Below are 25,066 nucleotides of genomic sequence, written 5' to 3' on the forward strand. Positions count from 1 at the left end.
GCGCGGATCCGGTCGAACGGCGACACCGGGATCGTGAAGCGCAGTCCGCCGTGGACCCTGCGCTTAACACCTATCACGTCATTGAGGACGTCCAGCTTTTTCAGGTCGCTGACACGGGCGGTCGCCCAGCCGTCGCGATATTCCATAATGCAGGTCGCGCGCCGCGCATCGATGGCAAGGATCTTGGGCGCGCAGCCGAGGCCGGCCGCTTTGCGCTGCGCATCGAAGGATGCGGCCGCATCGATGAAGCGGCGCTGGTCGGGCTGGATTGTTTTGAGCAGGAGCGACGGATGCTGGCCATCGACCGACAGAAGCAGGCGGGTGCTGTCCACGCCACGATGCGACGGGACGAGAATGCCCGGCTCCATCTCCTGTGCCGATCTGCACAGCTGCGGTCCGGCACCAGAGCAGGCGGGCTCGTCGGGCGTCATAAGACAGAGGTCGGCCGGCGCCGTGAGGTCATCCGCAAAAAGGGAACGGAGTTCTTTTGTTGCGGACGGGAGACGATGAATGTCCATCGGGCCGATGCGGCGATCCATACCCTTTCGCGACAGACCAATTTCCATGAAGCCAGCGGAACCCTTGTAATCCAAGCAAGCACAACCCACCAGCGACGGCCCGTCCACGAAAGGGAGCGGGGGACAGGCGCGCCAGCAGGAAACGCAATGCTATATCTATGCGGGCGTGAGTAAAGTGCCGACGTGCCTATCGGCGCCGAGATGCACTTAAACGCGGATGAGGTCGACGCCCAGTTCGGCGAAGCGCTGGACGAATTCTTCGCCGACACCCTTAGTGGTGATGACATGTTGGGCGTCGGCAAGGCCGAATGCACGAACCGAGCCGAAGCGTCCGAACTTCGATCGATCGGCTACCATGACGGTGGTGCCGGCCTGACGCCTCGCCTCATCGTGCAGTGCAACCTCGTCCTCACCAAAGCCCATGAAGCCGTGATCGACATGGACGGCGCTGGCACCCATCAAAGCCAGGTCGAACCTGTGCCCTTTCAGCGCGGTAATGGTAGAATGCCCGAATGTGGCCTGATATTCCGGCACCATCGGACCGCCGAGCACGCGGACACTGGTGCCCCAGCCGTGGGAGAAAAAATGCGCCGCAATGGCGATGGAGTTCGTGAAGATCGTCAGGTCTGCATGCTTGTCAAGGTGCTTCACGCAGGCCAGCGTAGTGGTTCCCGAACTGACGAAGATCTTCATACCGTTCTGGATAAGGCTGGCAGCCCTTTCGGCGATCAAGTTTTTTTCCGGCGCATTGACCCGGCTGCGCTCGCCAAACGGCTTGTCCCCCTCTTTTGGCGTCAGTACCGCACCGCCGTAGACGCGCCGAGCCAAGCCATTTGTTTCGAGTAGACGCAGATCGCGCCGGATGGATTCCGGACTGACTTCGAGGCGATCGGCGAGCAGATTGACACTCGCGCGCTCATTTGCGCGCAGTATTTCCAGGATTTTTTCCTGGCGAAACTCAGAAAATCTCATGGACCGAATCTGCCTGTGACCATTTGGGTCTTTCCGGACTTAACATATCCCCGAGCACGTCGAACACTGCGAGATGCCGGAAGACCGAAAATCCCGGCGCCAAGCTAGTCGACATGCTCAAACCAGTCAAATCCGTCTTAGTCGCTCAACAGTCCTAGGGTCTAACAAGCCTTGGGATTTAGACCTTGTTCGGGACTGGGCACTCGCCGAGGGTAGGCCAAGCAGCCGTGCTTGACCACAGGCAAATGTGTCGATATTGGTGTTTCTGACCGATTTGTGTGTTTTGAGAAATTGGATCGGTTTGACGATGGATCTGGCGTCCAGTCAGGATTTGGAAGGCTCGTCTGGCAATGGCGAATAAGTGCCATGCTGCAGGTCGAAGCATGGAGTTCAACGGACCGGCACCGAGCGGGTCCTGGAAAACTAAACCGCACATCGGCAAAACAACTGCCGATACAAAAAGGGGAACACGATCAATGATTACGCGTAGAGACATTATGGTTGGGGCGGGAGCGCTTGGCGTAGCCGGCGTGCTCGGCAAGGTCGCGGTGCCGGCCAATGCGCAGGGCAAGAAGTCACTCGTGCTCGCGTCGATGGGGCCCGTCACAGGTAATTGGGATCCGACTTCCCACACGACCCTTGGTCAGGGCAATTTCGAAAAGTTCGTCTTCAATGCGTTGACGCGTGCCCCGATGCGGGACGGCGAGGCGGACCTGCTCGAACCCGCGCTGGCGGAAAGCTGGAAGCTGATCGACACCAACACGTTCGAGTTCAAGCTGCGCGACGGCGTGAAATTTCACGACGGCAAGGAATTCAGCGCCGAGGACGTAAAGGCGACGCTCGAATACTCCTGCGACCCCGCCCGCCCGGCGGCTTCGTTTTGCCCCGGAAAGGTCGATGTCGAAATTGTCGATCGCCTTACGGTGCGACTGCACACCGAAAAGCACGGCTATCCGGCATCGGCTTGGTGGTTCATTTCAAGCGTGATCCCGATCCTCTCGGCGAAGGATGTTGCTGATCCGAAGATTCTCCAAAAGCGTCCGAACGGCACGAACGCCTTCAAGTATGTCGAGACCAACGGCGACAAAAATATTCTTCACGCCTATGACGACTTCTTCGGCGGGCGTCCGAAGATCGATGAGGTCGTCTATGCTTATGTTCCGGATGCCAACACGCGGGTTCTCGGCCTCTTGAACGGCCAGTACCACATCGCCGAACGTCTCGAGCCGGAACAGTACGCATCGCTCGCCGGAAATCCAAAGGTCACCACTCGCAAGGGTCTCACGACCGAGAACAAATATCTGCATTTTCGCTGCAACAAGGCGCCCTTCGACGATCCGCGCATCCGCCTGGCGGCATGCCATTCGATCGATCGCAAGCAGATCCTCGAACTGATGGGCGAAGCGGCGCTCGAGTCAAGCTGTTACGTCTCCCCGATGAAGTTCGGCTTCACCGACATCAAGGGATATCCAGACTACAATCCCGAGGAAGCGCAGCGTCTGCTGGCCGAAGCCGGCTTCCCGAACGGGGCGGGGCTGCCGCAGCTCGAATATATCACTTCGATCGGCTTCTATCCCAAGACCAAGGAGTATGGCGAACTGATCGCCGCGATGCTCCAGGAGCAGGGCTTCAACGTCCAGTTGACGGTGCTGGAGCCGGCGGCCTGGGAAGTGGCGATCTATCGCCGCGCCGACGGTCAGGGCCAGGGCCATATGTGCGACGTCGGCTGGATGACGCCGTCGCCTGAGCCGGACCTCGTCCTGCGGCCCAACTGGCACTCCAGCGCGGCGCTGATTTCGGGCATCAATGATCCCGAGATCGACGCGGTCCTGGACAAGGAGCGCAACGCGCCCAATCCGGAACAGCGGCTGAAGATCCTCACCGAGGAAACCTTTCCGACGATGGCCAAGAAAGTCCCAAGCTTCTCACTGTTCTCTGCGCTCACCTTCCACGGCGCCGCCAAGAACCTCGAAGGCGCGGTCTATCTGCCCTACGGACCTATCGACCTGTCGAAGGCGGATCTCGTCTAACCTTTGGCCCAGCAGCGTCGCCATCCGGCGGCGCTGCTCCTTCGTGAGCCTGCCGTTATGCTTTTTGCAATAGACTTCTTCGTTCGCCGTCTTGCCCAAGGCGTGATCATTGTGGCGGGCATCGCCCTGTTGATCTTCACCCTGCTGCGCGTGGTGCCCGGCGACCCCGTGCGGCTGATGCTCGGCCCGATGGTTTCGCAGTCCGTGGCGGAGCAGACGGCCAAGGAGCTCGGCCTCCGGGATCCGATAATCGTCCAGTTCGGGCGGTATATGACCCAGATCGTCCGCGGCGATTTCGGCCGATCCTTCGTGCGCAGCGCCCAGGGCGGCAGCACTGGAGGTTCGCGCGGCGAATCGACCTTCGATGCCAGCAACCGGGCGCCGGTCATTGATCTGATCGGCGCGACATTGCCCTACAGCCTGCTGCTGGCCGGCCTGGCCTTCCTGATCTCACTGTCGATCGCGGTTCCGCTCGGCATCTGGGCCGGCCTTAACGCGGGCAGGGCGCCCGACCGATTCGCGCTTTACCTGAGTTCGGTCCTCGTCTCGCTGCCCAATGTATGGCTCGGACTGGTGTTCATTTATTTGTTGTCGGCCAGGACTGGCTGGCTACCTGCAATCGGCTACGAGAACTGGACCTATGCGATCCTGCCGGCCTTGGTCCTGGCGGTGGAACTGATTCCGATCATCGTCCGGTCGCTCTCGGTTTCGGTCTCCTCCAACCTCCTCGAGCCCTATGTCTATGTTGGCCAAATCCGCGGGCTGACCCGACGGCGCATGATCTCGGCGCATGTTCTGCGTAACTCCGGGATACCCCTTCTGAACGTGTTGGGCATCCAGGCGGTCGGCCTGATCCTCGGCTCGCTGTTCGTCGTCGAATACCTCTTCAACTATCCGGGGATCGGCCTGCTCATGATCAATGCGGTGTTCCAGCGCGATTTCCCGATCATCCAGGCGATCGCGATCTTCGCCTGCGCCGGGCTCGTCGGTGTGAACATCCTCGTCGATTTCGCATCGACCACGATCGACAGAAGGCTCCAGTACTGATGTCCGAACACACCATCGTCGACGCGGACGTCAGCGTTCCCCCAAAAGCCCGAAGCCTCGGCGCTAATATCTTCCTTCAAGCTTTCAAGACGCCGGAGTTCCGGGTCGGGGCGGTCATTTTCATCGCCGTGATCCTGCTCTCGATCGCCGCGCCGGGCCTGCTCGGACTTTCCGCGACGAAGTTCAATGTCGGCCTGAAGTTCTCGCCCCCCTGGCCTGCCGAAGGCTCGGTCTGGCCTCACGTGATCGGCACCGATCAGCTCGGCCGCGACCTGCTCGCGCGTTCGCTGATCGGCCTGCGGAACGCGCTGATGATCGGTATTGCGAGCGTGGTGGGCATGTTCGTGCTCGGCTCGGCCGTCGGGATGCTGGCCGGCTATGTCGGTGGCTGGACAAATCTGATCCTGATGCGCATCACGGATGCGCAGATGTCGATCCCGGTGATCATCCTCGCCATCACCATCCTCGGTGTGACGCGGCCGACGCCGCTGACGGTCATCCTCGTCTTCATCCTCGCGGGCTGGCCCGGCTACGCCCGCGTGGCGCGTAGCGTCACCATGTCCGAGCGGCGCAAGGAATATGTGCGCGCCGCCAAGATCCTCGGCGCATCGGACCTGCGCATATTGCTGGTGCATATCGCGCCGAACATCCTGCCGCCGATCGCATTCGTCGCCGTGCTCGACGTCGCGCGCATGATGATCTTCGAAGCCATCCTCGGATTCATCGGCATCGGCATCCAGCCGCCCACGCCTACATTCGGGACGATCATCGCCGACGGCACCAAGTATCTCCTTAATGCGTGGTGGATTACCACCATTCCCGGCCTGCTGCTGGCGATATCGCTGTGCAGCATCAACCTCATGGGCGGTGCCCTTGAGCGCTCCCGCAACAAGCTACTCCAAGGTGTCCTATGAGCGGGGAGAGTGTAAGCATTATCGAGGTTTCGGGCCTGTCAGTCGATCTAGCGCTGCCAGGCGGCGCAAGGCGCGCTGTTCTTCGGGACGTCAACCTCTCGGTTTCCCAGGACGAGGTCCTCGGCATCATCGGTGAAAGCGGCTCGGGCAAGACGGTACTGTCGCGCGCACTCGTCAATTGGATAAGCCCGCCGCTGGTCGTGACCGGCGGGACGATTGCCTACCATGGCCGCAACCTGTTCGATCTCGCGCCCGCCGAGATGCAGAGACTGCGAGGACGCAAGGTGGCCTATATAGGCTCCGACCCTGGCAGCGCACTCGATCCGACCATCCCGGTCGGACAGCAGATCATCGAGAAGCTGCGCGCCGTCGAGCCGGGTATTTCGACGGCGGAAGCAAAGGCGCGCGTGCTTCGTGTCCTCGACGCGGTCCGCATTCCTTCGCCAGCGCAGCGCTTCCAAGAATTTCCTTTCCAGTTCAGCGGCGGGATGATGCAGCGCGTGCTGATCGTCGATGCCCTGGTCACCAACCCTGACCTGCTCGTCGCCGACAACATCACGCAGCCGCTCGACGTGACCGTCGCCGCCCAGATTCTTCGCCTACTGAGGGATCTCCAGCGCGATTTCCGCACGGCGGTCATTTTCGTCTCCTCGGCGCTCGGTGTCGTTAACGAGATCGCAGACAACGTCCTCGTGCTCGCCGATGGCCGCGTGGTCGAGTGCCAGCAGACCCGTAAACTGATCGACGAACCCCAGCACAACTATACGCGCAACCTCATCAAGAGCGTGCCGCGCATCTGGGACGCTGAGCGGGTCACCGCCGCGCCGGCATTGGCCAAGGACGACACACGCGAAATCATCCTTTCGGTCCGCGACGTCTACCGTTCCTACGCAACCAAGGACCGTGAGAGGCTGTTTGCGTATCGGGTCGTCCAGGCCGTCCGGGGCGTCTCCTTCGACGTCTACAAAGGCGATAACCTCGGCATCGTAGGCGAATCCGGTTGCGGGAAGTCGACGCTTTCGCGTCTACTCAGCCGCCTCGAAGCACCCAATCGCGGCCAGATCCTGTTCAAGGGCCAGGACATCGCGCATCTCGGCCGAAAGAAGCTGCTTGATCTGCGCCGTCGGTTCCAGTTGCTGCTGCAGGATCCCTACAACGCCATCCCGCCACATTTGGCCATTGGCCGGACGATCGCCGAACCGCTGCGCATCCATGGCGGAATGAGCGCCAAGGAGATCGGCGAGAAGGTCGCCTACACGATGAACGAGGTGGGGTTGCGCCCCGAGCTGACGGACAAACTGCCGGTAGGGCTCAGTGCGGGCCAGCGGCAACGCGTCAACATCGCCCGCGCCATGGTACTGGACCCGGAACTGCTGATCCTCGACGAGACGCTGTCGGCACTCGACCAAGTGGAACAGGGCAAGCTGCTCGATCTTTTCGAGCGCCTGCAGGCCCGCCACGGCATGACCTACATCTATATCTCGCACGATCTGAGCATGGTGCGCCGCGTCTGCAATCGCGTGGCCGTCATGTATCTCGGTCGCATCGCCGAACTCGCCGGCAACGAGGCGACATTCTTCGATTCCGGCCATCCCTACACGCGGGCACTGCTCAGTGCGGTTCCGGCGATCGAGCACAAGCCCTACGACACGGCGACCTATCTCCTGGACGGCGAGCCGCCGGACCCCATCGACATTCCTTCCGGCTGCACCTTCCGCACGCGCTGCCCGTTCGCTTTTGACCGCTGCGTAACGGAGGATCCGGCGCTGCTGAAACGAAGCGACGAGGATTATGCCGCATGCCATCTCATCGAGGCCGGCTTGTCGGCCCCAAGGCTGATGCCGGCGGTCGATCTGAGCGGCCTATAACAGGGGCGCAGTCCCAGACCGCGCCGGGCCCCTAACCCCGGCGCGGTGCCCCGCAATCCCGATGAGGCAAGCGTATCATGGAATTCGACTATATCGTCGTAGGTTCGGGCAGTGCGGGTTCACCGCTCACCGCCAGGCTTGTCGAAAAGGGTGCGAGCGTCCTTCTCCTCGAAGCGGGCAAGCGCGAGAAGCTCCACCTGACGCGCGTACCGGCCGCGCTCATGTATACGATCGGTAACAACCGGTACGACTGGAACTACGTCACCGAGCCTGATCCGAGCCGTAACGGACTGCAGGAAGCCTGGCCGCGCGGGCGGGTTCCGGGTGGTTCGTCGGCCATCAACGGGATGATCTTCATTCGTGGCGCGGCCGCCGACTACGACGCTTGGGAGGCCATGGGAAACAAGGGCTGGGGCTGGAACTCCGTGCTTCCCTATTTCCGCAGGATGGAGACGGCGGACGATGACAGGGACAATTCTCACCGCGGCGGGATGGGGCCGCTCCGGGTTTCGTCGCTGCGCTGGAAACACCCACTATCGCAGAAATTCATTGACAGCTTCGTCAATGCCGGCGTGCCCCGCAACCCGGACCTGAACGGGAGCTCGCATGAAGGGGTCGCCTGGAATCAAGGGTCCACGACAGGGGGCTTGCGTCATTCGGCGTTCGACGCCTTCGTCCTCCCACGTCTCAACGACAATAAGTTGACCTTCATGGACAACGCGCTGGTGGAGCGTATCCTCATGGAGGGTAAGCGGGCCTCGGGCGTGGACATCATGCGCGGGGGCAAGACAATCCGGGCAACAGCACGCCGCGGTGTAGTCCTGTCTGCAGGCTCCATCAACTCGCCACAGCTCCTAATGCTTTCGGGCATCGGCGATCCGGCCGAACTGGGTCGCCATGGCATCGAAGTGCGCGTCGCCAGCCCCGACGTCGGGCACAATCTGATGGAGCATCCGGGCCTCTATGTCCGCGCCGAAATGGACGTCAAGACGGGCAATGCCTATGCGTCGGCCCTGGGCCGGCTGCGCGCCGCCGGGCAGTGGGCGCTGTCGCGCAGTGGCGTGCTGAGCGTGCCGACCGCGCAGGTGCTCGCCTTCCTCAAATCCACACCCGAGCAGGAGGTGCCCGATCTCCAGTTCCATCTCTTCCCGTTCGGCTATTTCAGCGAAAGCGGACGCCTGCGCGTCCCCACGCGCAATCTCGTCACCATTCTCGCGAACGTGAATTACCCCAAGAGTACTGGCCGTCTGGAACTACGCAGCAGCGATCCGCGCACGCCGCTCGCGATTTATCCGCGGCTCCTCGACCACCCCGACGACCTGGACTGCGTTCTACGTGGACTGGCCTGGATTCGCCGACTTGCCTCGACGCCTCCATTCGGAAACCATGTGCGCGAGCTGATTGACGTGCCGCCCGAGCGGGCGGGCCGCGATGCGGAGGAGCAGTATGTGCGCAAGGCAACGGTCCCCTTCCTTCACCCGGTCGGGACCTGCCGGATGGGGATCGACGATAAGGCAGTGGTGACGCCGGAACTGCGCGTCCGCGGCACCGAGGGGCTGTGGGTGGCGGATGCCTCGATCTTTCCGCGCCACATCGCGGGCAACACCAACGCGACTGCAATCATGATCGGCGAGCGGGCGGCGGATCTCATCCATCCCTGATCCCAGGCAAGCCGGAACAGGAGCCAGACGGGCAATGACCAGGAATTTCAAGCACGATTTCATCGGCGGCAGGCGCGTCGACCGCTCGGCCCAGAGTCCATCGAAGTTCGTTCGCCCCACGACGGCAGCCTGGTCGGCACGGCTCCGCTCGCCGCACAGGCGGACATCGACCTTGCCGTCGACGTGGCGCGCAAAGCATTCGACGAAGGGCCGTGGCCGCGCATGCCGGTAGCCGAGCGCATCGCGGTCATCCGCAAATTCACCGACCTCTACGAGGCGCGGTCCACGGAATTTGCCGGACTGGTCACGGCAGAAATGGGCGCTCCCGCGTGGTTCGCCGCGGCGATCCAGACCCTGATCCGTGATCAGGGCCAGGTTTATCTGACCGCGGCCGAACACTATCCCTGGGAAGTGAAGCGCGAGGGCTTCCCGAAAGGGACGTCCATCTGGATCCGCGAACCAGTCGGCGTGGTTGCCGCCATCATCCCCTGGAATGCACCGCATCAGGTCGCGCTAGCGAAACTCTTTCCGGCTCTGCTTGCCGGATGCACGGTGATTCTGAAATTGGCGCCGGAGACGGCGATTGACGGCCAATATCTGGGCGAACTTTTCAGCGAAGCCGGACTGCCGGACGGCGTGCTCAGCATCCTGGTAGCGCACCGGGAAGTGAGCGAGTATCTCGTCACGCATCCGGGAGTGGACAAGATCGGCTTTACTGGGTCGACCGCCGCCGGGCGCAAGATCGCCAGTCTTGCCGGAGCACAACTGAAGCGCGTCAGCTTGGAACTGGGCGGCAAGTCCGCTGCCATCGTTCTCGATGATGCCGAAATCGGCCAGACGGTCGAGGCTCTGCGTTACAGGTCGTTTCCGAACAACGGGCAGGTCTGCGTAGCGCAGACACGCATCCTCGTCTCGCGCCATCGGCACGATGCCTTTGTCGATGCGCTGGTGGACAATGTTGAGCGCATGAAGATTGGCGATCCCGCCGAACCCGTTACATTTCTCGGCCCGCTCGCGGCGGAGCGTCAGCGCCAGCGCGTCAGCGAATACATAAGTTCCGGGCTGGAAAGCGGCGCGGACTTGGCCACGGGCGGCATCGGAATGCCCGAAGGGATCAATCACGGCGCGTTCGTGAAACCGACCGTCTTCGCCAACGTGGACAACAAGTCGCGCATCGCACAGGAAGAGATTTTTGGGCCGGTCGTCTGCGTCATACCCTATGACGGCGTGGACGAAGCCGTGCGCCTCGCCAACGATTCGGTTTACGGCCTTTCCGGTTCGGTCTGGACGAAAGACTCCGAAAAGGGCCTGGCCGTTGCCCGCGGCATCCGCACCGGCGGGCTGACGATCAACAACGCGACCGCCGACCTGCTGTCTCCCTTTGGCGGCTTCAAGCAAAGCGGCATCGGCCGCGAATTCGGCCCGGAAGCCATCAATCACTACATCGAGCACAAGGCCATAGCGGTCTAAGCCGGAGCATTCCATGAGCAACGGTCGCCGGATATGGGAACATGTCGATGGCCTGGCCGAGTGCTTTGTCGCGCTGAGCGACAGGGTCTGGGAAACGCCTGAGCTGAACTATCGGGAATACCGTTCGTCAGACGAGCATCTTCGCATGCTTCGCGAGCAGGGATTCCGCGTTGAAACCGGCATTGCCGGCATGCCGACGGCCATCATGGGCGAGGCGGGGGAAGGTGGCCCGGTGATCGCCTTCCTCGGCGAGTTCGATGCCCTGCCGGGGCTGAGCCAGGAGGCCGGCGCGACCGAGTATCGACCTTTTGCGGGAAATGGACCCGGACATGGCTGCGGCCACAACCTGCTCGGGGCCGGAGCAATGCTCGCCGCAACGGCGGTCAAGGGTTGGCTGGCCGCGAACAATCTGCCAGGGCGGGTGCGCTACTATGGCTGCCCCGCCGAGGAAGGCGGGGCAGGCAAGGCGTTCATGGTGCGCGACGGCGTCTTCGCGGATGTGGACGCGGCAATATCATGGCATCCGTTCGCATTCGCGGGAGTGATGGAGCCTGCCGCGCTCGCCTACGCCATACTCGACTTCTCGTTCACCGGCCGATCGGCCCATGCGGCGGGCTCACCGCACCTTGGGCGCAGCGCGCTCGACGCCGTCGAGTTGATGAGTGTTGGTGTCAACTATCTGCGCGAGCACATTCCGACCGATTGCCGGGTCCACTATGCCTATCTCGATGCCGGAGGCCCGGCGCCGAACGTCGTGCAGGCGTCAGCGGTGGTGCGCTACATCGTGCGAGCGCCGCGTGCGGCCGAGGTGCTGATGCTAATCGAGCGCGTCAGGCGCATTGCCGAAGGCGCGGCGCTGATGAGCGAAACGCCGGTGGAGCCGCGCCTCGTCTGCGCCATGAACAGCCTGCTCGGCAACCGCGTGCTTGAGGACGTGATGGCGCGGAATTTCGAAATACTCGGGCCCCCCGTATTCGACGACAAGGACGAGGCATTTGCCCAGCAGATACAAGACACGCTGACGAAGGAGCACATACAGTCCGCCTACGCGATGTTCGGGCTCGAACCGGGCAACACGGCACTGTGCAATCGCATCGTCCGCACGGGTTCGGGCGGCAAGCGGATGCTCGGCTCCACGGACGTCGGCGATGTCAGTTGGGCCATTCCCACCGTCCAGGCCTACGGGGCGACCCTCGCCATCGGCACGCCGCTCCACACATGGCAGGTGACGACCCAAGGCAAATCCCCCCATGCGAAAAAAGGCATGATCCATGTGTCAAGGGTCATGGCGGCGACGGGAGTGGATCTGTTCGGCAACCCCGACCGGCTGGCCGAAGCGAAGAAGGAACATGCATCCAGGCTGGCGAGCGATCCGGTCGTGCGCATCTTGCCGCCCGATCTTATGCCTCCGCTCCGCGGATAGCGCTCAAATGTACATACATCTGCGCCACGCGCCATCTTCTACGGCCTCGCCGCCGCTTTCGGCGCATTGATGGCGTTGCGGAAAGACATTCGACCTAGGGAGCAAGGCATGAGTTCGCGAGCGCCGGTTTCGGCTAATGATCTTCTTTCCGGACTGAAGGGGCAGCGAGTACTGGTTGCCGCCGGTGCTGGGGGGATCGGGTTCGCCATAGCCGAGACCTTGTCCCGGCTGGGTGCTCGGACGAGGCGCTCGTGACGGCCTCCAGGAAGCTCGACCCTGAAGTTGCTGAACTGGCTGACGTCTCGAGCCGCCATTATTCGTGCAGTCGGTGTTCGGCCCGTTAGGCAGCATCGGAACGCATCCGGAAGACGTGGCGCATATGAAGCGCGCTTGACGGACTTTTTCGGGCTTGACCTAGCGGACTTGGAGAAGCCGGACGTACGTCGCCTTCTTTGTCACGATCGGCTTCGTTGTCTTAGGCGTCGGCGCCATCTGATAGGTCGCGGGCGATCCGTAGCGGAAGTGCGAACAATGCTGTCGATGACGCTCTGACTGCTTGCAGTGCTGGTCCCGCTCCAGGGTTTCATCGGCGACCAGCATGGTCTGAATACGCTTGAGTACCAGCCGGTTAAGCTCGCTGCAATCGAAGCACGTTGGGAAACGCGGCAGGTTATATTGACTCTTTTGGCCATTCCCGACGACAGCGGTGAGCGCAACCGCTTGCCATCGACCTTCCCTGGCTTGGGAGCCTTATCCTGACCCACCAGCTGACCGCGAGATCAAGGGCCTCAAGAACTTTCCGGCCGACCAACGCCCACCGCTCGCAATACCCTGTCAGTACTTTCCACCTTTAACGCGCTTTCGGCTTTTGTGGCGTGCAAGTCGCGGTCGATCATGCCGTTCGCGCTCAGATCAGCGTGCGGACATGGGCTTCGCGGCCGTAGATTGAGACCAGTAGGAGAATGACTACACCCAGCGCAGCCTGCACCGCAGAAGGCGCGAGACCGAGACCGATCAGGAATGTGTTGAGCTCGATCAGGACTGCTGAGCCGGCAATCGTGCCGATCAGGCTGCCGCGCCCGCCGACGAGCGCGGTGCCGCCGATCACCACTGCGGCAATGCTCTGGAACAGGTAAGGCTGGCCAACGTCACCATAAGCCGAGCCGGTGAAGCCGAGCAGCAGGATGCCCGCGAGCGCGGCGAACAGGGCGCTTAGCGCGTAGCTGACGATGACGATCCGATGCGGATCGATCAGCGCCAGCGGCGCCGCCGTCGGGTTGCTGCCGAGTGCATAGACCTGCCGGCCGAACGGCGTGCGCGCAAGCAGCACATGGACGAAAATCGCCAGCACCGCGAAGCAGGGCACGACCCACGGGACGGGCAGCGGACCGATCGTTCCACCAATCGACACGAACTCGCTTAGATAGGCCGGAGCCGAGCCCGTGGGCAGGCCACCGGTCCACATCAGCACGATGCCCTGCACCGTGGTGCCGACGCCTAGCGTCACGATCAGCGGGTGGATCTTGAGGAAAGAGGACAGCCCACCGTTCAGTGCACCGATCGCCATCGACAGCGACGCCACGACGAGGCAGACCAGCCAGAACGCTATCCCGCCGCCATAAAGCGAGGCGGCAACGACATTGGCGAAGCCGATGACGAAGGGGATCGACAGGTCGATCCCGCCAAGCAGGACCACCAGCGTCTGGCCGATAGACGCAACGGCTATGAATGTCGCTAGGACGAACATCGAGCGGATGGCAAACGGTGCGCCGAATCCCTCGATCGCCAGCGATCCGACGACGAGCAGCACGAGCGCCATGACAATGGCGCCCAGGGTGCGACGGGTGTTGGCGCTAAGGCCGGAAAGGACGTTCATCTCGATCCTCCCGCGACGCGATCGGTCAGCGCGTTCAACGACACGGATGCGACCAGGATGATGCCGTAGAGGGTGTGCAGCAGGAAACTCGAAACGTTGAAATAGGTGAGCGCGCTCTGCAGCAGGAAAATCACCGCCGCGCCCAGCGCCGCGGCGGCGAAGCCGCCACGACCCCCGGCAAGACTGACGCCGCCAAGCGCCACGCCGGAGATGGCGACGAGGGTGAAGGTGGGGCCGACATTGGGATCGGCCGAGCCGAGCAGCGCGCTGAGCAGAAGCCCGCCGGCACCAGCGAACAGTCCGCCGAGCGCATAGGCGAAGACGCGCACTCCGGTGACGGGAACGCCGGCGGTGAAGCAGGCGCGGTCATCGCTGCCGCAGGCCATCAGCCAATCGTAGACGGTCAGGCGCTTTACCAGCAGCCAGATTGCCGCCATGCCGGCGAGCGGCACGATGGAGTAGGGGCCGGCAAGGGTCTTCAGCCAGGCGGGCGCTGCGCCCTCGGGTGCCGGCAGAAGGGTCAGCGTCACGCCGCTGAGCACCAGATAGGTGCCGAGCGTGGCGACGATCGGCTGGATGCGCAGCACCGCCGAGAGCAGCCCGTTGAAAAGCCCGACGAGCGCGCCGATTCCGAGCGCGACAGGCACCAGCACCCAGGGCTGGTCGATACCCAGATCGCCAGCCAGCACCTTGACCAGGATGACATTGATGAAGCCCATCAACGGGCCGATCGACACGTCGATGCCGCCGCGCCCGGCCACGATCGCCGGCATCGAGGCTATGGCGGCCGCCAGCGTCGGACAGGCCAAGCCGATGACGGTGCCCCATGAGCCCGGCAGCACCCAAGCCCGGTTCATCCACAGGTTGACGATCAACAGGACGACGAGGAGGGCCAGCGCCGGTGCCGACTCACGACGTCCCGACAACAGCGCTCCGATGCCGCGGGATCGGGCGGGTGCATTGCTGGCAACTGACGCGGCGCTCATGCGACGCGCCCGAACATTGCCGCGATCACGGTGCTGCTGTTCATATCGGCTCCCGAAAAAGTGGCGACGAGGCCCTGCTCGCGGAACACCAGAAGCCGGTCGCAGAGGCGGAAGATTTCCTCGAGTTCGGAGGAAAGCACGACAAGCGCCATGCCCTCCTGTCGCGCGAGGTCGCGGAAGACCTGGTAGAGCGTTTCACGGGTCCGCTGATCGACGCCGCGCGTCGGGTCGTTGAGAAGGAGGATCCTGGGTTCGCGCGCCAGCCAGCGCGCCAGCAGCACTTTTTGCTGGTTGCCGCCCGAAAGCGCCGTGATCGGTTTGTTGCCATCGGGCGCGACGATCGACAATCGCTCGCGGTAGCGCTCGAAGCGCTCGCGCCTGGCGCGCGCGCTGATCAGTCCGAAACGACGATCGCGTTCCAGCGTCACCATGCTGAAATTGTCGAGGATCGACAGCGAGGGGAAGATGCCGTTGGCTCTGCGGTCGCGAGCGAGATACGCGATGCCCAGCCATGTCGCGTGGCGGAAATCGTCGATTTCGACATAGCCGGCAGCGCCATGATGGACGAGGACGCGGCCGCCGGCCGGGGCACGCAAGCCGGCAAGCGTTTCCAGGAAGGCATCCTGGCCATGGCCGTCGAGACCGGCGAGGCCGACGATCTCGCCCGCATGGATGAGCTCGTCCAGCCCGGGCGTGTTGTGGGCAAGCGACACGCCTTCGACGCGCAGGGCCGGCTCAGACGGCATGATCGAGCTCCCTGGCGGCGGCGGGCGCCATCAATTGCAGCAGCCGTTCGGCCGAAACCGACGCGGTTTCCAGCGTGTCGACCAGTTGCCCGTTACGCAGCACGGTGACCCGATGGGCGAGACGCATCACCTCGTCCATCCGGTGCGAGATGAACAGCACCAGGCCGCCCGCCCGGGCATGATCCTCGATCATCTCGAACACCGCGGTGCGGTCGCCGAGATCGAGCGCGGCGGTGACCTCGTCGAGCACCAGGATCTTTGGGCGGCGGACCAGGGCCCTCGCCAGCACGACCAGTTGGCCCACCGCCAGCGACAGCGAGCCGGCAGGCGCGTCGAGATCGATCGGCAGTTTCGTTATGCGCCCCAGGACCGTGGCGGCGATGTCGTTACGCGCGGCGCGGCCGGCGCGCCAGCCGAAAGCCGAGCCGGTGCCGAGCACGATGTTGTCGGCCACGGAGCGTTCGGGGGCGAGCAGCACCTCCTGGAAAACGGTCGCCACGCCGAGTTCCTGGACACGCGCCGGACCGGAACCGGTGACCGCCTGGCCAAGCATCCGGATGCTGCCGGAGGTGGGCGCGACGATCCCCGAAAGCAGCTTGACCAGCGTGCTCTTGCCGCACCCGTTCTCGCCCAGGATAGCGTGAACCGAGCCGGGCTGGAAGGCGAGATCGACGTTCGACAGCGCCAGGGTCTCGCCATAGCGCTTCGACAGGCCACACGCTTCGAGCATAGGGCTGCGCTCGCGGGTCATCTCATCGGTTGTCCGGGCCGATGCCGTTACTGCCGGCGCCGCAGATAAGCGTGGCGACCTTTGCGCGCGGCGGCAGACGAAGCTTGCCCGAGCGCAGGGCGGCGATGCCGGCGGCGCCGCTGAGGTCGGCGGCGATGCCGAATTCGAACCACAGCCAGCGCGCGGCCTCCCGCATGTCCTCGTCATCGACAAGGACGATCTCGTCGACACGATCGCGAACGATGCTGAAGATGCGCTCGTCCGTTCGCCCGCAAGCCATTGTGGTGATGCGCGTGGTGACGGACGGCAGGGTAACTACATGGCCGGCGGCGAGAGAGGCCTGGAGCGTCGGCGAACCAGTGGGCTCGATGCCGACGATACGGATCGAGGGTTTCAGCGCCTTGAGCGCGGTCGAAATGCCGGCGATCAGCCCGCCGCCGCCGATGGCAATGAGCGCGACGTCGAGGTCGGGCAGCGCCTCGATGAGCTCAAGCCCGATCGTGCCCTGGCCGGCGACGACCTGCGGGTCGGCAAACGGGTGGAAATAGGCGGCATTTCGCTCCTTGGCGAGCGCCAGGGCTGCGCGGTTCGTGGCGTCCCAGACGGCGCCCTCGATGCGGACCTCGGCGCCCCAGGCCCGAAGCTTGTCGATCTTCGCCGGCTCGGCCGTCTCAGGCACGAACACCGTCGCCGTCACTCCGGCGATCGTTGCCGCTCGCGCAGTTGCCAAGCCGTGGTTACCGCCTGAAGCGGTCACGATGCCGGCGGCAAGCTCCTGCCGGGGCGTGGTCAGCAGGCGGTTGGTGGCTCCCCGGGCCTTGAAGGAACCCGTCGGCTGCAGCGCTTCGAGCTTCATCCACACTTCGGCGTCCGTCAATGGCTGCCGGGTGGCGGTCGCCTTCACCACCGGTGTGCTTCGGATGTATGGGGCGATGCGTTCGGCGGCCGAGCGCACATCGTCGAGGCCGATCACGGCAGTTGTCCGCGATAGGGCGTCGCCACGACCATGCAGACATTGCCGGGCCGGACCTGGCCCGGTTGGCGGTGCACATAGACGATGCCGTCGGCGCGGTAGTGGAGCGTTTCGGGCGCGCGGCCGGGATTGGCAAGGAAATGAATGCGCCCGGCCGGCTGGCCGGCACGCACCTCTGCGCCGTTGAGGTGCAGCGGCTCGAACACGCCGGTCTCGGTGGCAAGCACATAGGCCTCGGGTGTGATCTCGTAGATCCTGGGCCGCTCCACGGAGGACGAACCATCCTCGCCGGGCGGCAGCACGCCAAAATGCGCCAAGAGGTTGCGCAGCCCACGCCGGACGACCGCCAGCGCTTCGATGGACACCGTGCCGCCACCGGCGAGCTCGGTGCCGACCACCGTCAGCCCAGCGCGCACCGCCGTCGCCGTCGAGGTGCGTGGATCACCGCGATTGGAAATGATCACGACCATGGGCGCGTCGAAGGCCATGACGGCATCAATGTTGCGCTTGAAATGCGCCGGATCGGCGGCCGGCTCGATGGCGGCGCTCGGCATGTTGACCGAGGACGAACCGCCGGAATGTAGGTCGACGAAAACGTCGGCCATTGGGAACAGCACGTCGCTGATGTAGGCGGCGATTTGGGCGGTGATGGTGCCGCCGTGATCGCCCGGGAACATGCGATTGAGATTGAGGTCGTCGACTGGCGAGGTTCGGCGGCCGGCCACGACCGCGGGCAGATTGATCGCCGGCACGATGATCAGCCGGCCCGAGATCGAGGCCGGATCGAGATCGCGGATCAGCTCGCCGAGTGCGATCGGCCCCTCGTATTCGTCGCCATGGTTGCCACCCTGCAGCAGGATGGTCGGCCCCTTGCCGTTCTTGATGACGGTGAGCGGGATCGGCACGACGCCCCAGGCATCCTCATGAACGGAAAGCGGGAGGTTGACGAAGCCGATCTGCTTTCCGTCCTTTTCGAATCGATATCCGTGCTGGCCGTGCTGACAAGCTTCATGGTGGTTCTGCCAAAAATGTCTGGAAGTGAGGAAGGGCCCTCCGAGAAGGGCCCTTGGGGCGACGGGAGTTACTGGGCGCAGGGGTCCGGCGTCTTGGAGTAATCGAATTCCGGCGTCGGCGCGGGGTTCTTGAAATACCCGTTCATCAGGTCCTCCGGCATCGGATCCTGCGGTGCGACCGGGAAGATCGACACGGCATCGGCCGTCATGCATGAGCGGTACCATGAACCGAGGTCGCCGACCTTGACGTCGGGGACCGGAATTTCCACCAGGCTCACCTTGGGCTCCTGACCCAGCAGCATCCGCACGCCGACGCGTACCGCGGTCTGCGCGGTCCATGACGGCAGCAGCGCTCCGCCCGTGAATTTAAAGTCCGGATGCGCTTTCCAGTAGCCGAGGGCATCACCCGAGATGCTGCCGGTAATGACTGGCGCCGGGCGGCCAGCCTGCGCGAAGGCCTCGGCCACCACGCGCGCTTCGCTGCCCGAGGTCCACACCGCGTCGACCGGACCCGGATTAGTGGCGAGCGCCTGCAGCACCACCGTCTTGGTCACCGCCGCGGTCCAGTTGCCGTTGACGTCGCGCACGACCTTCACGTCGGGCGATTCCGCGAACGCCTTGTCGGCTCCGATACGCTGCTCCGCGACGAGCGGACTGCCGGCAATGCCCTCGACCCTCAGCACATTGCCCTTGCCGTTAAGCGCCGTGGTGATGTCCTTGGCCATGTCATAGCCGAACTTGATATAGTTGGAATCGACACTGACCGCGTAGGGCGTGGTGACGAGGCCCACCGAGACCACCGGAATGCCCGCTTTATAGGCCGCCTCGATGGCGTCGTTCAGCGCGGTCGACGATCCGGCCACGACACTGATGATGCTGCATTTCTTGTCGATGAAGGCACGGAGTTGGGCGATCTGCTGGCTAGTGTCACCGTTCGAGTCCGAAAGTTCGAAGCTGCTGATGCTCCCGTCGGCCTCGAATGCGCCGACGAGGCTCTTGAAGTGGCTGGTCAGCGCCACCCGCCAGGGATTTCCCTGATACGATTCAGAATGGCACCATTTCCACGGCTTGGCCGGCATCGCGAAGCCGTCGAAGGCTGACGGCTGCACATTCTGTTCAGCCCCGACATAGAGGCCGCGCAGATTATCCGGCAGCGTGGCGAGCGCCGCCTTGCCGTCGGCGAGAGCGGCATTGGGGATGGCCAGCTCGGCGAGCAGCAGAGCTGGGAGAAGTATGCGCAGAGCATGCGTGTCCATGGTCGAGTTCCCCGATTGATTTTATATATGATAGCATGCTTTAATATGTAATAGAAGCTTTGCGCGCTTGTCAATCGCCGTCGAGATCAGCAAATTCCTGCGGACAAAACGAACGGGACCAGAATCAAATGGGTGGGCCAAGGAAAGGCGACGTCGCCGAGCGGGCGGACAAGGCGCCCAGAGAAGGGCAGGCGGCCTATCTCGCGCCCGCGCTGGAGAAGGGCCTCGACGTGCTCGAGCTGCTTGCCCGGCAATCCGAGGGACTCACCCAGAGTCAGATCGCCCAGCAGCTCAGCCGTTCGCTGCAGGAGGTCTACCGCATGGTCGTCTCGCTGGAGCGGCGCGGCTATATCCGCCGCGGACCGCATGACGACTCCTTCCGGCTGTCGATGAAGCTCTATGACCTGGCGCTCGCTTTCCCGCCGATCGAGATGCTCACCACGGCGGCCAACCCAATCCTGTTGCGGCTCGCGGCGGAGACGCAGCAATCGATCCTGGTGACGGTGCTGGAGGGGGCGTTCATCCGCACCATCGCCTATGCCGACAGTCCGGCGCCGCTGGGCTTCCGGGTGCGGCTCGGTACCTCGAGTCCGGCCGAGCACACCGCCTCGGGCCGGGTGATCCTGGCCTTCCAGCCGCCAACGATACGCGAGTGGAATTTCGACGCGCTGGCAGCCAACGGCATCGATCGCGCGGAATTGCGGCGGGTGCGGCTGCGCATTGAAGCCATCGCCGTGCGGCACTATGAGCTGATCGCGGGTGAAAACATTGCCGGTATCACCGACGTGAGTTTCCCGATCCTCGACGGCCGGGGGCAGGCATTAGCCGCGCTGACCATGCCTTTCCTACAGTCGGTGCGCGGGCGAGTGCCGATCCAGCAGGCAGCTGCTTCGCAATTCAAGGCCGCCTGCGAGCTGTCGAACATTCTGGGCGGTGCGCCGCCGGCACCCGAGTTCCCGCTATCGGACCCATTGACCCGCGCTCCGCATCCCGAATGAGAATTGTCGATGCCCAGCTCCTATTCCGGCCCCATCATCGATCCGCACCATCATCTGTGGGACCTCGAGTTAGGGAGACATCCTTGGCTTGATCCGCCGGGGACCGGTGTCGATGCCAACGCCCCGTTACGGCGCAGCTACCTGATCGACGACTACCTTGCCGACTCCAGGGATCAGAACGTCGTTGCCACGGTGCATGTCGAAGCGGCCTGGCTCGATGCTGATTGCGTCGGCGAAACGCGCTGGCTTGATGGGCTCGCGCATCGCGCGGGCATTGCGCGCCGCTATGTCGCCCACGTCGCGCTCGACCGACCGGACGCGCCGGAGCTCTTAGCGCAGCAGGCGACATTTCCCGATGTCGTCGGCATTCGCGATATCTTGAGCTGGCATCGCGACCCCAGCAGATCTTTTCGCGCGCGACGTGACGTGATGGACGACCCAGCTTGGCGGCGGGGGCTGGCGCGACTGCAGAGTCACGGACTGAGCTTCGATCTCATGATCTTTGCCGGCCAACTGACCGACGCAAGCCGGCTTGCCGCGGCTTTCCCCGACCAGCAATTCGTGCTGAACCATAGCGGCAGCCCGGTCGACCGGGACGCCGACGCGATGGCCGCCTGGCATCGAGGCATCGTCGAGCTTGCCAGGGCCGACAATGTCGCAATCAAGATCTCGGCCCTGACCGGATACGACCCCGATTGGACGCTCGCTAGCATCCGCCCGCTAATTCTGCATTGCATCGATGCGTTCGGCCCGGAACGGACCATGTTCGCAAGCGATTTCCCGGTGACGAGCCTGCATGCGACCTACCGCGAAACCTATGCCATCTACCGGGCTGTCGCCGCCGAATTCACCGCCGCCGAACAGAGAGCGCTGTTTCATGACACGGCTCGGCGCATCTATCGAACTCCGGGTCCCGCATAAGCAAGCACCTAGTCTTGCCGAGAAAGTCGCGGATGCGGGGGATTCGTGCTGGCTGCGGATTTGTTAGCATGCTGATTCGTGATCAGGGAAGCGCGCCATGAGCAACTGGACCGCGGAGAGCGAAGCGGCGTTCGGCGCCTATGTCGATGCCTTGATCGGGGTGATTGGCCACGCCGACCGAGCTGAGTCTCTGAAGGATTACTGCCTCGAGTGCAAGAGCGCGGACCGTTGGCGGCCATCACGGCGCCGTCGCGCATGCCTGCCAAGCATCAGTCTCTGGCTGCATTTCGTGGGAGGCGCCGTGGTCGGACGCGGCCTTCCTGGCGCGGGTTCGCCACCGGGTCCCTCCATAGATCGAGTAGCATGGACCGATCCGAGCGTGGATCGTCGACGACACGGGCTTTCCCAAGAAGGGCAAGCACTCGGTGGGCGTAGCGCGCCAGTATTGCGGCCTGTTGAGCAAGCAGGACAACTGATTGGGGTCAGCCTGTCGATCGCTAATGACGCAGCCTTGCTTCCGATCGCCTACCAATTGTATCTCCAGCACAGCGGGGCGGAGGATCCGGAACAATACAAGAAGGCCAAGATTCCGACAGAGATCACGTTCCAGATCAAGCCGCAGATCGCGCTCGAGCAGATCAAGACGGCCAAGGCCGGGGACGGAGTCGCAATCAATCTGCCTTGGAGCATGATAGTCCAAAGAACCAGCGCTATGTTTCGAGTACCTTGTTCCTAAAGGAAAACTAAAGAATAATATCAGAACTTTTTTGAGCGGCTGCGGCCAAGAATAACTTTCTATTTCAATCGCCTAGTAAATTTCATAAGATAGATTGCGCGATTTTCACCGTAAGGCCTAGTTTTTCTTAGTGTGCGCAAGTTAATACGGGAATCACTTCACGGCTTAACAAAGATCATCGAAAGCAACAAGCCGTTGTTTTAGCAGTATAGTTTGCAATAAGGTTAAATTATACGCGCCGGTGTTACTCATCGGCACCTTATCGTCTAATGAAACTCGAGGAGAGACTCTGTAGGGAGGCTTAAGGCGAACTGGTCCTTGCCGCAGGAGCCGATCCGCCGCTTTCAAAGTGTCGGCTCGGGAGAACGTGTTGTAGCCGGCAAAACCGCAGCGCTGATCCGTTCAGCGAATTCCGCTGGCCAGTCACCTGGCCGAAATACGGACGCGCCGGTCACGCCATGCGTGATGACCTTGGTCATTGCCAGCCGGGTAGGAAGCACGCCGCCAAAGAAATCTTTTGGGCCTGCGAGGGACGCTGCAGATGTCCGATGATCCACACCTTTGGGCTACATGCCCTGCAAAAGTTCGAGATCATCACACATGCGGTGTAACGAACCAGGTCATTGGCCAGAAGCTGAGGAGGTGCCAGTATATGGACCAGCGCACGCTTTGCGCGGTTAGGCCATGGCCGTCCTCTAAATCGCGAGATTGCAGATAGGTCCCATCATGCCCCCTGCTTTTATGACATCGAAGTTGGCAACCGTCGTGGCGATGATTGCTACCGTCGCCATTCTTTACGTCGCCAAGGAGGTCCTGCTGCCATTGGCAATAGCGGTCCTTCTCACATTTGCGTTGGCGCCGATTGTTTCTTTGCTCCGAAAGTTGAAGCTGCCGCGAATGATCGCTGTGCTTGGCGCGGTTGCATCGGCCTTCGTCCTCGTGTCGCTGTTCAGCCTGATCGTTGCCACGCAGGTGAGCCAGGTCGCGCAGGACATTCCGACATACCAATCCAACATCCTCGAGAAGATTCGGACTTTGAAAGAAACAGGATCCGAAGACGGCCTTATCAGCCGGCTCGGCAAGGTGTTCGAGCGCGTCAACACTGAGATAAACAAATCCCAATCCAGCGGGCAGGCAGATGTGGAGCAAACCACGAAGCAGCAGGATCCGCTTCTGGTTCAGATATTCTCGCCCCAGCGTCCGATAGAGACGCTGAGGAACATCATCGAGCCGCTGATCGGACCACTCGCCACGACCGGCCTTGTCATCATCGTGGTGATTTTCATGCTGCTCGAGCGTGAAGAATTGCGGGATCGATTCATCCGCCTTGTGGGCTACAGCGATCTCCATCGCACGACCCAGGCATTGCAGGATGCAGGCAGTCGCGTCGGACAATATCTGCTCATGCAATTGGTCGTGAACATCGTCTACGGCGTGCCCCTTGCGATAGGTCTTTGGTTTCTTGGCATTCCCAATGCCCTGCTATGGGGCATGTTGGCCGTTGTCTTGCGTTTCGTACCCTTTATCGGTCCGGTTATCGCGGCGGTGATACCTTTGTTTCTTGCCTTCGCAGTGGCTCCCGGCTGGAGCTTACTGGTATGGACTGGCGCTCTCTTCATCTTGGCAGAGCTCGTAATCAGCAACATCGTCGAGCCCTGGCTTTACGGCTCGCACACGGGCCTCTCGCCGCTGGCGATCATCGTAGCCGCCGTTTTCTGGGCTTGGCTATGGGGCCCGGTCGGCTTGGTGCTGTCGACGCCGTTGACCGTCTGCCTTGTCGTGCTTGGACGGCACGTGCCCCAGTTCGAATTCCTGCAGATCCTGTTTGGCGATGAGCCGGTGCTTGACCCGAAGGAGCGTCTGTACCAGCGGCTTCTTGCCGACGATATCGACGAAGCCACCGACAACGCGGAAGAAATGCTCGAGGAGAAATACCTGATCGAGTTCCACAGCACGGTTGCGATTCCGGCGTTGCTGCTTGGTGAACAGGACCGGGCTCGGGGCGCACTGACGGCAAGTCAGTTGGCGAACCTTGCCGAAAACGCCCGCACCCTGGTGGCCAACCTCAACGAGATCGCCGCGGAGGAAGAAGAAGAGGAAGAAGACGAGCACGCGGAAAAAGAAGGCGCGAGCGGGGATCCGGGCGAAGAGGATGAGGATCAAGCCGAGTTTGCGCCTGATCTCCCGGATGGTGCTGGGAAGTCAGTGCTGTGTATCGGCGGGCGCGGAGACCTCGACGATGTGGCCGCTGCGATGCTCGCGCAGGTCATTTCGATCGAGGGTGCGGATTGCGTGGCCGCGAGCCACCGTGACCTCCTCCCCGCGCGGATCCGGAAACTTCCGCTTGAAGCTCGCGACGCAGTCGTCGTGGGCTTCCTCAACCGCGATTCGTTCAAACACGCGGTGTTCGTCGTGAGGCGCTTGAGGCGACTCGCACCGCGTGCACGCATCGGAATCGCGCTCTGGCACGACACCCATGACAAGCCCAGGGAGGATACGGCGGGCCTCGCCGAGCAATTGGAAGCGGACTTTGTTGCGTTCAACGTGGTCGACTGCGTGACGGGTGCGCTTTCAAACGAAGAACCGCGTCAAGTGAAAAAGAGAAAGCAAAGAAATCTAAGGCGGCCTCGCGCTCGTCAGGGCGTGGCGGCGACGGTGCAATTGGACGATTCGTTGGCTCAGCCGGTGCGGTGATCGTCAACGGCACGGCCCCTTTTGGACCAACTTCGGCTACCTGATAATGATCATGTGAGCGGTACCTCTGGCACCGGCAGGTAGTTTCGAAAGTTCGCTGGCAATCGCGCATCCACAGCGAACATCCGGGTGTTCGCTCTCCGTTCGACCTTAAGCAGATTCTGAAACAGCTCTTGTTCCGGCCCCAATTACGGAATCCTACCTATCTGTTACATTCGGCGACGCGGCGCTTTC

Annotated in this window: 20 protein-coding genes and 1 pseudogene; 12 read left to right on the top strand and 9 right to left on the bottom strand. The window is 62.7% G+C overall.

Annotation, left to right across the window (positions count from 1 at the left end; all coding sequences use genetic code 11):
• Both FJ443_RS27295 and FJ443_RS27300 read right to left on the bottom strand, forming a co-directional pair.
• Positions 1 to 593, bottom strand: a 593-nt coding sequence (locus tag FJ443_RS27295) for a hypothetical protein (RefSeq protein ID WP_140666370.1), incomplete at its 3' end; no start/stop codon positions are given.
• Positions 594 to 725: 132 nt separating this feature from the next.
• Positions 726 to 1,490, bottom strand: coding sequence for a DeoR/GlpR family DNA-binding transcription regulator (locus tag FJ443_RS27300; protein WP_140499625.1), 765 nt, complete (start codon positions 1,488 to 1,490; stop codon positions 726 to 728).
• Between the two features lie 476 nt (positions 1,491 to 1,966).
• Between FJ443_RS27300 and FJ443_RS27305 the strand changes: the two genes are divergently transcribed.
• The 7 genes from FJ443_RS27305 (at position 1,967) to FJ443_RS27335 (ending at position 11,903) form a co-directional block, all read left to right on the top strand.
• Complete coding sequence (locus tag FJ443_RS27305; protein WP_064994903.1) at positions 1,967 to 3,520, top strand: ABC transporter substrate-binding protein; 1,554 nt, start codon at positions 1,967 to 1,969, stop codon at positions 3,518 to 3,520.
• 57 nt (positions 3,521 to 3,577) lie between these two features.
• Positions 3,578 to 4,567 carry an ABC transporter permease gene (locus FJ443_RS27310; protein WP_140499621.1) on the top strand — a complete coding sequence of 330 codons (990 nt, stop codon included), beginning with the start codon at positions 3,578 to 3,580 and terminating at the stop codon, positions 4,565 to 4,567.
• Positions 4,567 to 5,481, top strand: coding sequence for an ABC transporter permease (locus FJ443_RS27315; RefSeq protein ID WP_140666372.1), 915 nt, complete (start codon positions 4,567 to 4,569; stop codon positions 5,479 to 5,481). The genes FJ443_RS27310 and FJ443_RS27315 overlap by 1 nt, the downstream gene beginning before the upstream one ends.
• Entirely contained in the window at positions 5,478 to 7,349 is a 1,872-nt protein-coding gene (locus FJ443_RS27320; RefSeq protein ID WP_140666374.1) for an ABC transporter ATP-binding protein, read from the top strand. Before FJ443_RS27315 ends, FJ443_RS27320 begins: the two co-directional genes overlap by 4 nt.
• A 77-nt stretch (positions 7,350 to 7,426) precedes the next feature.
• The gene (locus FJ443_RS27325; RefSeq protein ID WP_140666376.1) at positions 7,427 to 9,010 is read left to right on the top strand and encodes a GMC family oxidoreductase N-terminal domain-containing protein; all 1,584 of its coding nucleotides are present in this window, start codon (positions 7,427 to 7,429) and stop codon (positions 9,008 to 9,010) included.
• A gap of 99 nt (positions 9,011 to 9,109) precedes the next feature.
• A complete protein-coding gene (locus FJ443_RS27330; protein ID WP_140666378.1) occupies positions 9,110 to 10,480 on the top strand; it encodes an aldehyde dehydrogenase in 1,371 nt (456 codons plus the stop codon).
• 13 nt (positions 10,481 to 10,493) lie between these two features.
• Positions 10,494 to 11,903 (top strand): M20 family metallopeptidase, encoded by a 1,410-nt coding sequence (locus tag FJ443_RS27335; protein WP_140666380.1) that lies wholly within the window; start codon positions 10,494 to 10,496, stop codon positions 11,901 to 11,903.
• Positions 11,904 to 12,810: 907 nt separating this feature from the next.
• Here the strand turns inward: FJ443_RS27335 and FJ443_RS27355 are convergent.
• The 7 genes from FJ443_RS27355 to FJ443_RS27385 all read right to left on the bottom strand — a co-directional run bounded on the left by FJ443_RS27355 (position 12,811) and on the right by FJ443_RS27385 (position 19,483).
• Complete coding sequence (locus tag FJ443_RS27355) at positions 12,811 to 13,779, bottom strand: ABC transporter permease (protein WP_140666382.1); 969 nt, start codon at positions 13,777 to 13,779, stop codon at positions 12,811 to 12,813.
• A complete protein-coding gene (locus FJ443_RS27360) occupies positions 13,776 to 14,765 on the bottom strand; it encodes an ABC transporter permease (RefSeq protein WP_140666384.1) in 990 nt (329 codons plus the stop codon). Before FJ443_RS27360 ends, FJ443_RS27355 begins: the two co-directional genes overlap by 4 nt.
• Complete coding sequence (locus tag FJ443_RS27365; RefSeq protein ID WP_140666386.1) at positions 14,762 to 15,511, bottom strand: ATP-binding cassette domain-containing protein; 750 nt, start codon at positions 15,509 to 15,511, stop codon at positions 14,762 to 14,764. The genes FJ443_RS27360 and FJ443_RS27365 overlap by 4 nt, the downstream gene beginning before the upstream one ends.
• Positions 15,501 to 16,262: an ATP-binding cassette domain-containing protein gene (locus tag FJ443_RS27370; protein WP_246681247.1), complete on the bottom strand. Its 762-nt coding sequence runs from the start codon at positions 16,260 to 16,262 to the stop codon at positions 15,501 to 15,503. Before FJ443_RS27370 ends, FJ443_RS27365 begins: the two co-directional genes overlap by 11 nt.
• Position 16,263: 1 nt before the next feature.
• Positions 16,264 to 17,214 (bottom strand): threonine/serine dehydratase, encoded by a 951-nt coding sequence (locus tag FJ443_RS27375; protein WP_140666388.1) that lies wholly within the window; start codon positions 17,212 to 17,214, stop codon positions 16,264 to 16,266.
• The gene (locus tag FJ443_RS27380; protein ID WP_246681248.1) at positions 17,211 to 18,119 is read right to left on the bottom strand and encodes a succinylglutamate desuccinylase/aspartoacylase family protein; all 909 of its coding nucleotides are present in this window, start codon (positions 18,117 to 18,119) and stop codon (positions 17,211 to 17,213) included. Before FJ443_RS27380 ends, FJ443_RS27375 begins: the two co-directional genes overlap by 4 nt.
• A gap of 176 nt (positions 18,120 to 18,295) precedes the next feature.
• Positions 18,296 to 19,483 (bottom strand): substrate-binding domain-containing protein, encoded by a 1,188-nt coding sequence (locus tag FJ443_RS27385; RefSeq protein ID WP_140666391.1) that lies wholly within the window; start codon positions 19,481 to 19,483, stop codon positions 18,296 to 18,298.
• A 128-nt stretch (positions 19,484 to 19,611) separates the two neighbouring features.
• On the opposite strand from FJ443_RS27385, the gene FJ443_RS27390 reads away from it, so the two are divergent.
• The 5 genes and pseudogenes from FJ443_RS27390 to FJ443_RS27410 form a co-directional block, all read left to right on the top strand.
• Complete coding sequence (locus tag FJ443_RS27390) at positions 19,612 to 20,481, top strand: IclR family transcriptional regulator (RefSeq protein WP_140666393.1); 870 nt, start codon at positions 19,612 to 19,614, stop codon at positions 20,479 to 20,481.
• Positions 20,482 to 20,490: 9 nt separating this feature from the next.
• Entirely contained in the window at positions 20,491 to 21,402 is a 912-nt protein-coding gene (locus FJ443_RS27395; protein WP_140666396.1) for an amidohydrolase family protein, read from the top strand.
• Positions 21,403 to 21,785: 383 nt separating this feature from the next.
• Positions 21,786 to 21,878, top strand: a complete 93-nt coding sequence (locus tag FJ443_RS32000) for a transposase (RefSeq protein WP_281405535.1) — start codon at positions 21,786 to 21,788, stop codon at positions 21,876 to 21,878.
• Positions 21,879 to 21,934: 56 nt separating this feature from the next.
• On the top strand, positions 21,935 to 22,138 hold the full coding sequence (locus tag FJ443_RS31860; RefSeq protein ID WP_281405536.1) for a hypothetical protein: 204 nt from the start codon (positions 21,935 to 21,937) through the stop codon (positions 22,136 to 22,138).
• Between the two features lie 747 nt (positions 22,139 to 22,885).
• Positions 22,886 to 24,832, top strand: a pseudogene (locus FJ443_RS27410) (AI-2E family transporter); the annotation flags it as partial.
• Between the last annotated feature and the right edge of the window lie 234 nt (positions 24,833 to 25,066).

This window comes from Mesorhizobium sp. B2-6-1, assembly GCF_006440475.1.
GTDB lineage: Bacteria > Pseudomonadota > Alphaproteobacteria > Rhizobiales > Rhizobiaceae > Mesorhizobium.

Excerpts from the sequence above, each read along its gene's own strand:
- FJ443_RS27300 (WP_140499625.1), bottom strand. The coding sequence starts at position 1,490 with ATGAGATTTTCTGAGTTTCGCCAGGAAAAAATCCTGGAAATACTGCGC.
- FJ443_RS27305 (WP_064994903.1), top strand. The coding sequence starts at position 1,967 with ATGATTACGCGTAGAGACATTATGGTTGGGGCGGGAGCGCTTGGCGTA.
- FJ443_RS27310 (WP_140499621.1), top strand. The coding sequence starts at position 3,578 with ATGCTTTTTGCAATAGACTTCTTCGTTCGCCGTCTTGCCCAAGGCGTG.
- FJ443_RS27315 (WP_140666372.1), top strand. The coding sequence starts at position 4,567 with ATGTCCGAACACACCATCGTCGACGCGGACGTCAGCGTTCCCCCAAAA.
- FJ443_RS27320 (WP_140666374.1), top strand. The coding sequence starts at position 5,478 with ATGAGCGGGGAGAGTGTAAGCATTATCGAGGTTTCGGGCCTGTCAGTC.
- FJ443_RS27325 (WP_140666376.1), top strand. The coding sequence starts at position 7,427 with ATGGAATTCGACTATATCGTCGTAGGTTCGGGCAGTGCGGGTTCACCG.
- FJ443_RS27335 (WP_140666380.1), top strand. The coding sequence starts at position 10,494 with ATGAGCAACGGTCGCCGGATATGGGAACATGTCGATGGCCTGGCCGAG.
- FJ443_RS27355 (WP_140666382.1), bottom strand. The coding sequence starts at position 13,779 with ATGAACGTCCTTTCCGGCCTTAGCGCCAACACCCGTCGCACCCTGGGC.
- FJ443_RS27360 (WP_140666384.1), bottom strand. The coding sequence starts at position 14,765 with ATGAGCGCCGCGTCAGTTGCCAGCAATGCACCCGCCCGATCCCGCGGC.
- FJ443_RS27365 (WP_140666386.1), bottom strand. The coding sequence starts at position 15,511 with ATGCCGTCTGAGCCGGCCCTGCGCGTCGAAGGCGTGTCGCTTGCCCAC.
- FJ443_RS27370 (WP_246681247.1), bottom strand. The coding sequence starts at position 16,262 with ATGACCCGCGAGCGCAGCCCTATGCTCGAAGCGTGTGGCCTGTCGAAG.
- FJ443_RS27385 (WP_140666391.1), bottom strand. The coding sequence starts at position 19,483 with ATGGACACGCATGCTCTGCGCATACTTCTCCCAGCTCTGCTGCTCGCC.
- FJ443_RS27390 (WP_140666393.1), top strand. The coding sequence starts at position 19,612 with ATGGGTGGGCCAAGGAAAGGCGACGTCGCCGAGCGGGCGGACAAGGCG.
- FJ443_RS27395 (WP_140666396.1), top strand. The coding sequence starts at position 20,491 with ATGCCCAGCTCCTATTCCGGCCCCATCATCGATCCGCACCATCATCTG.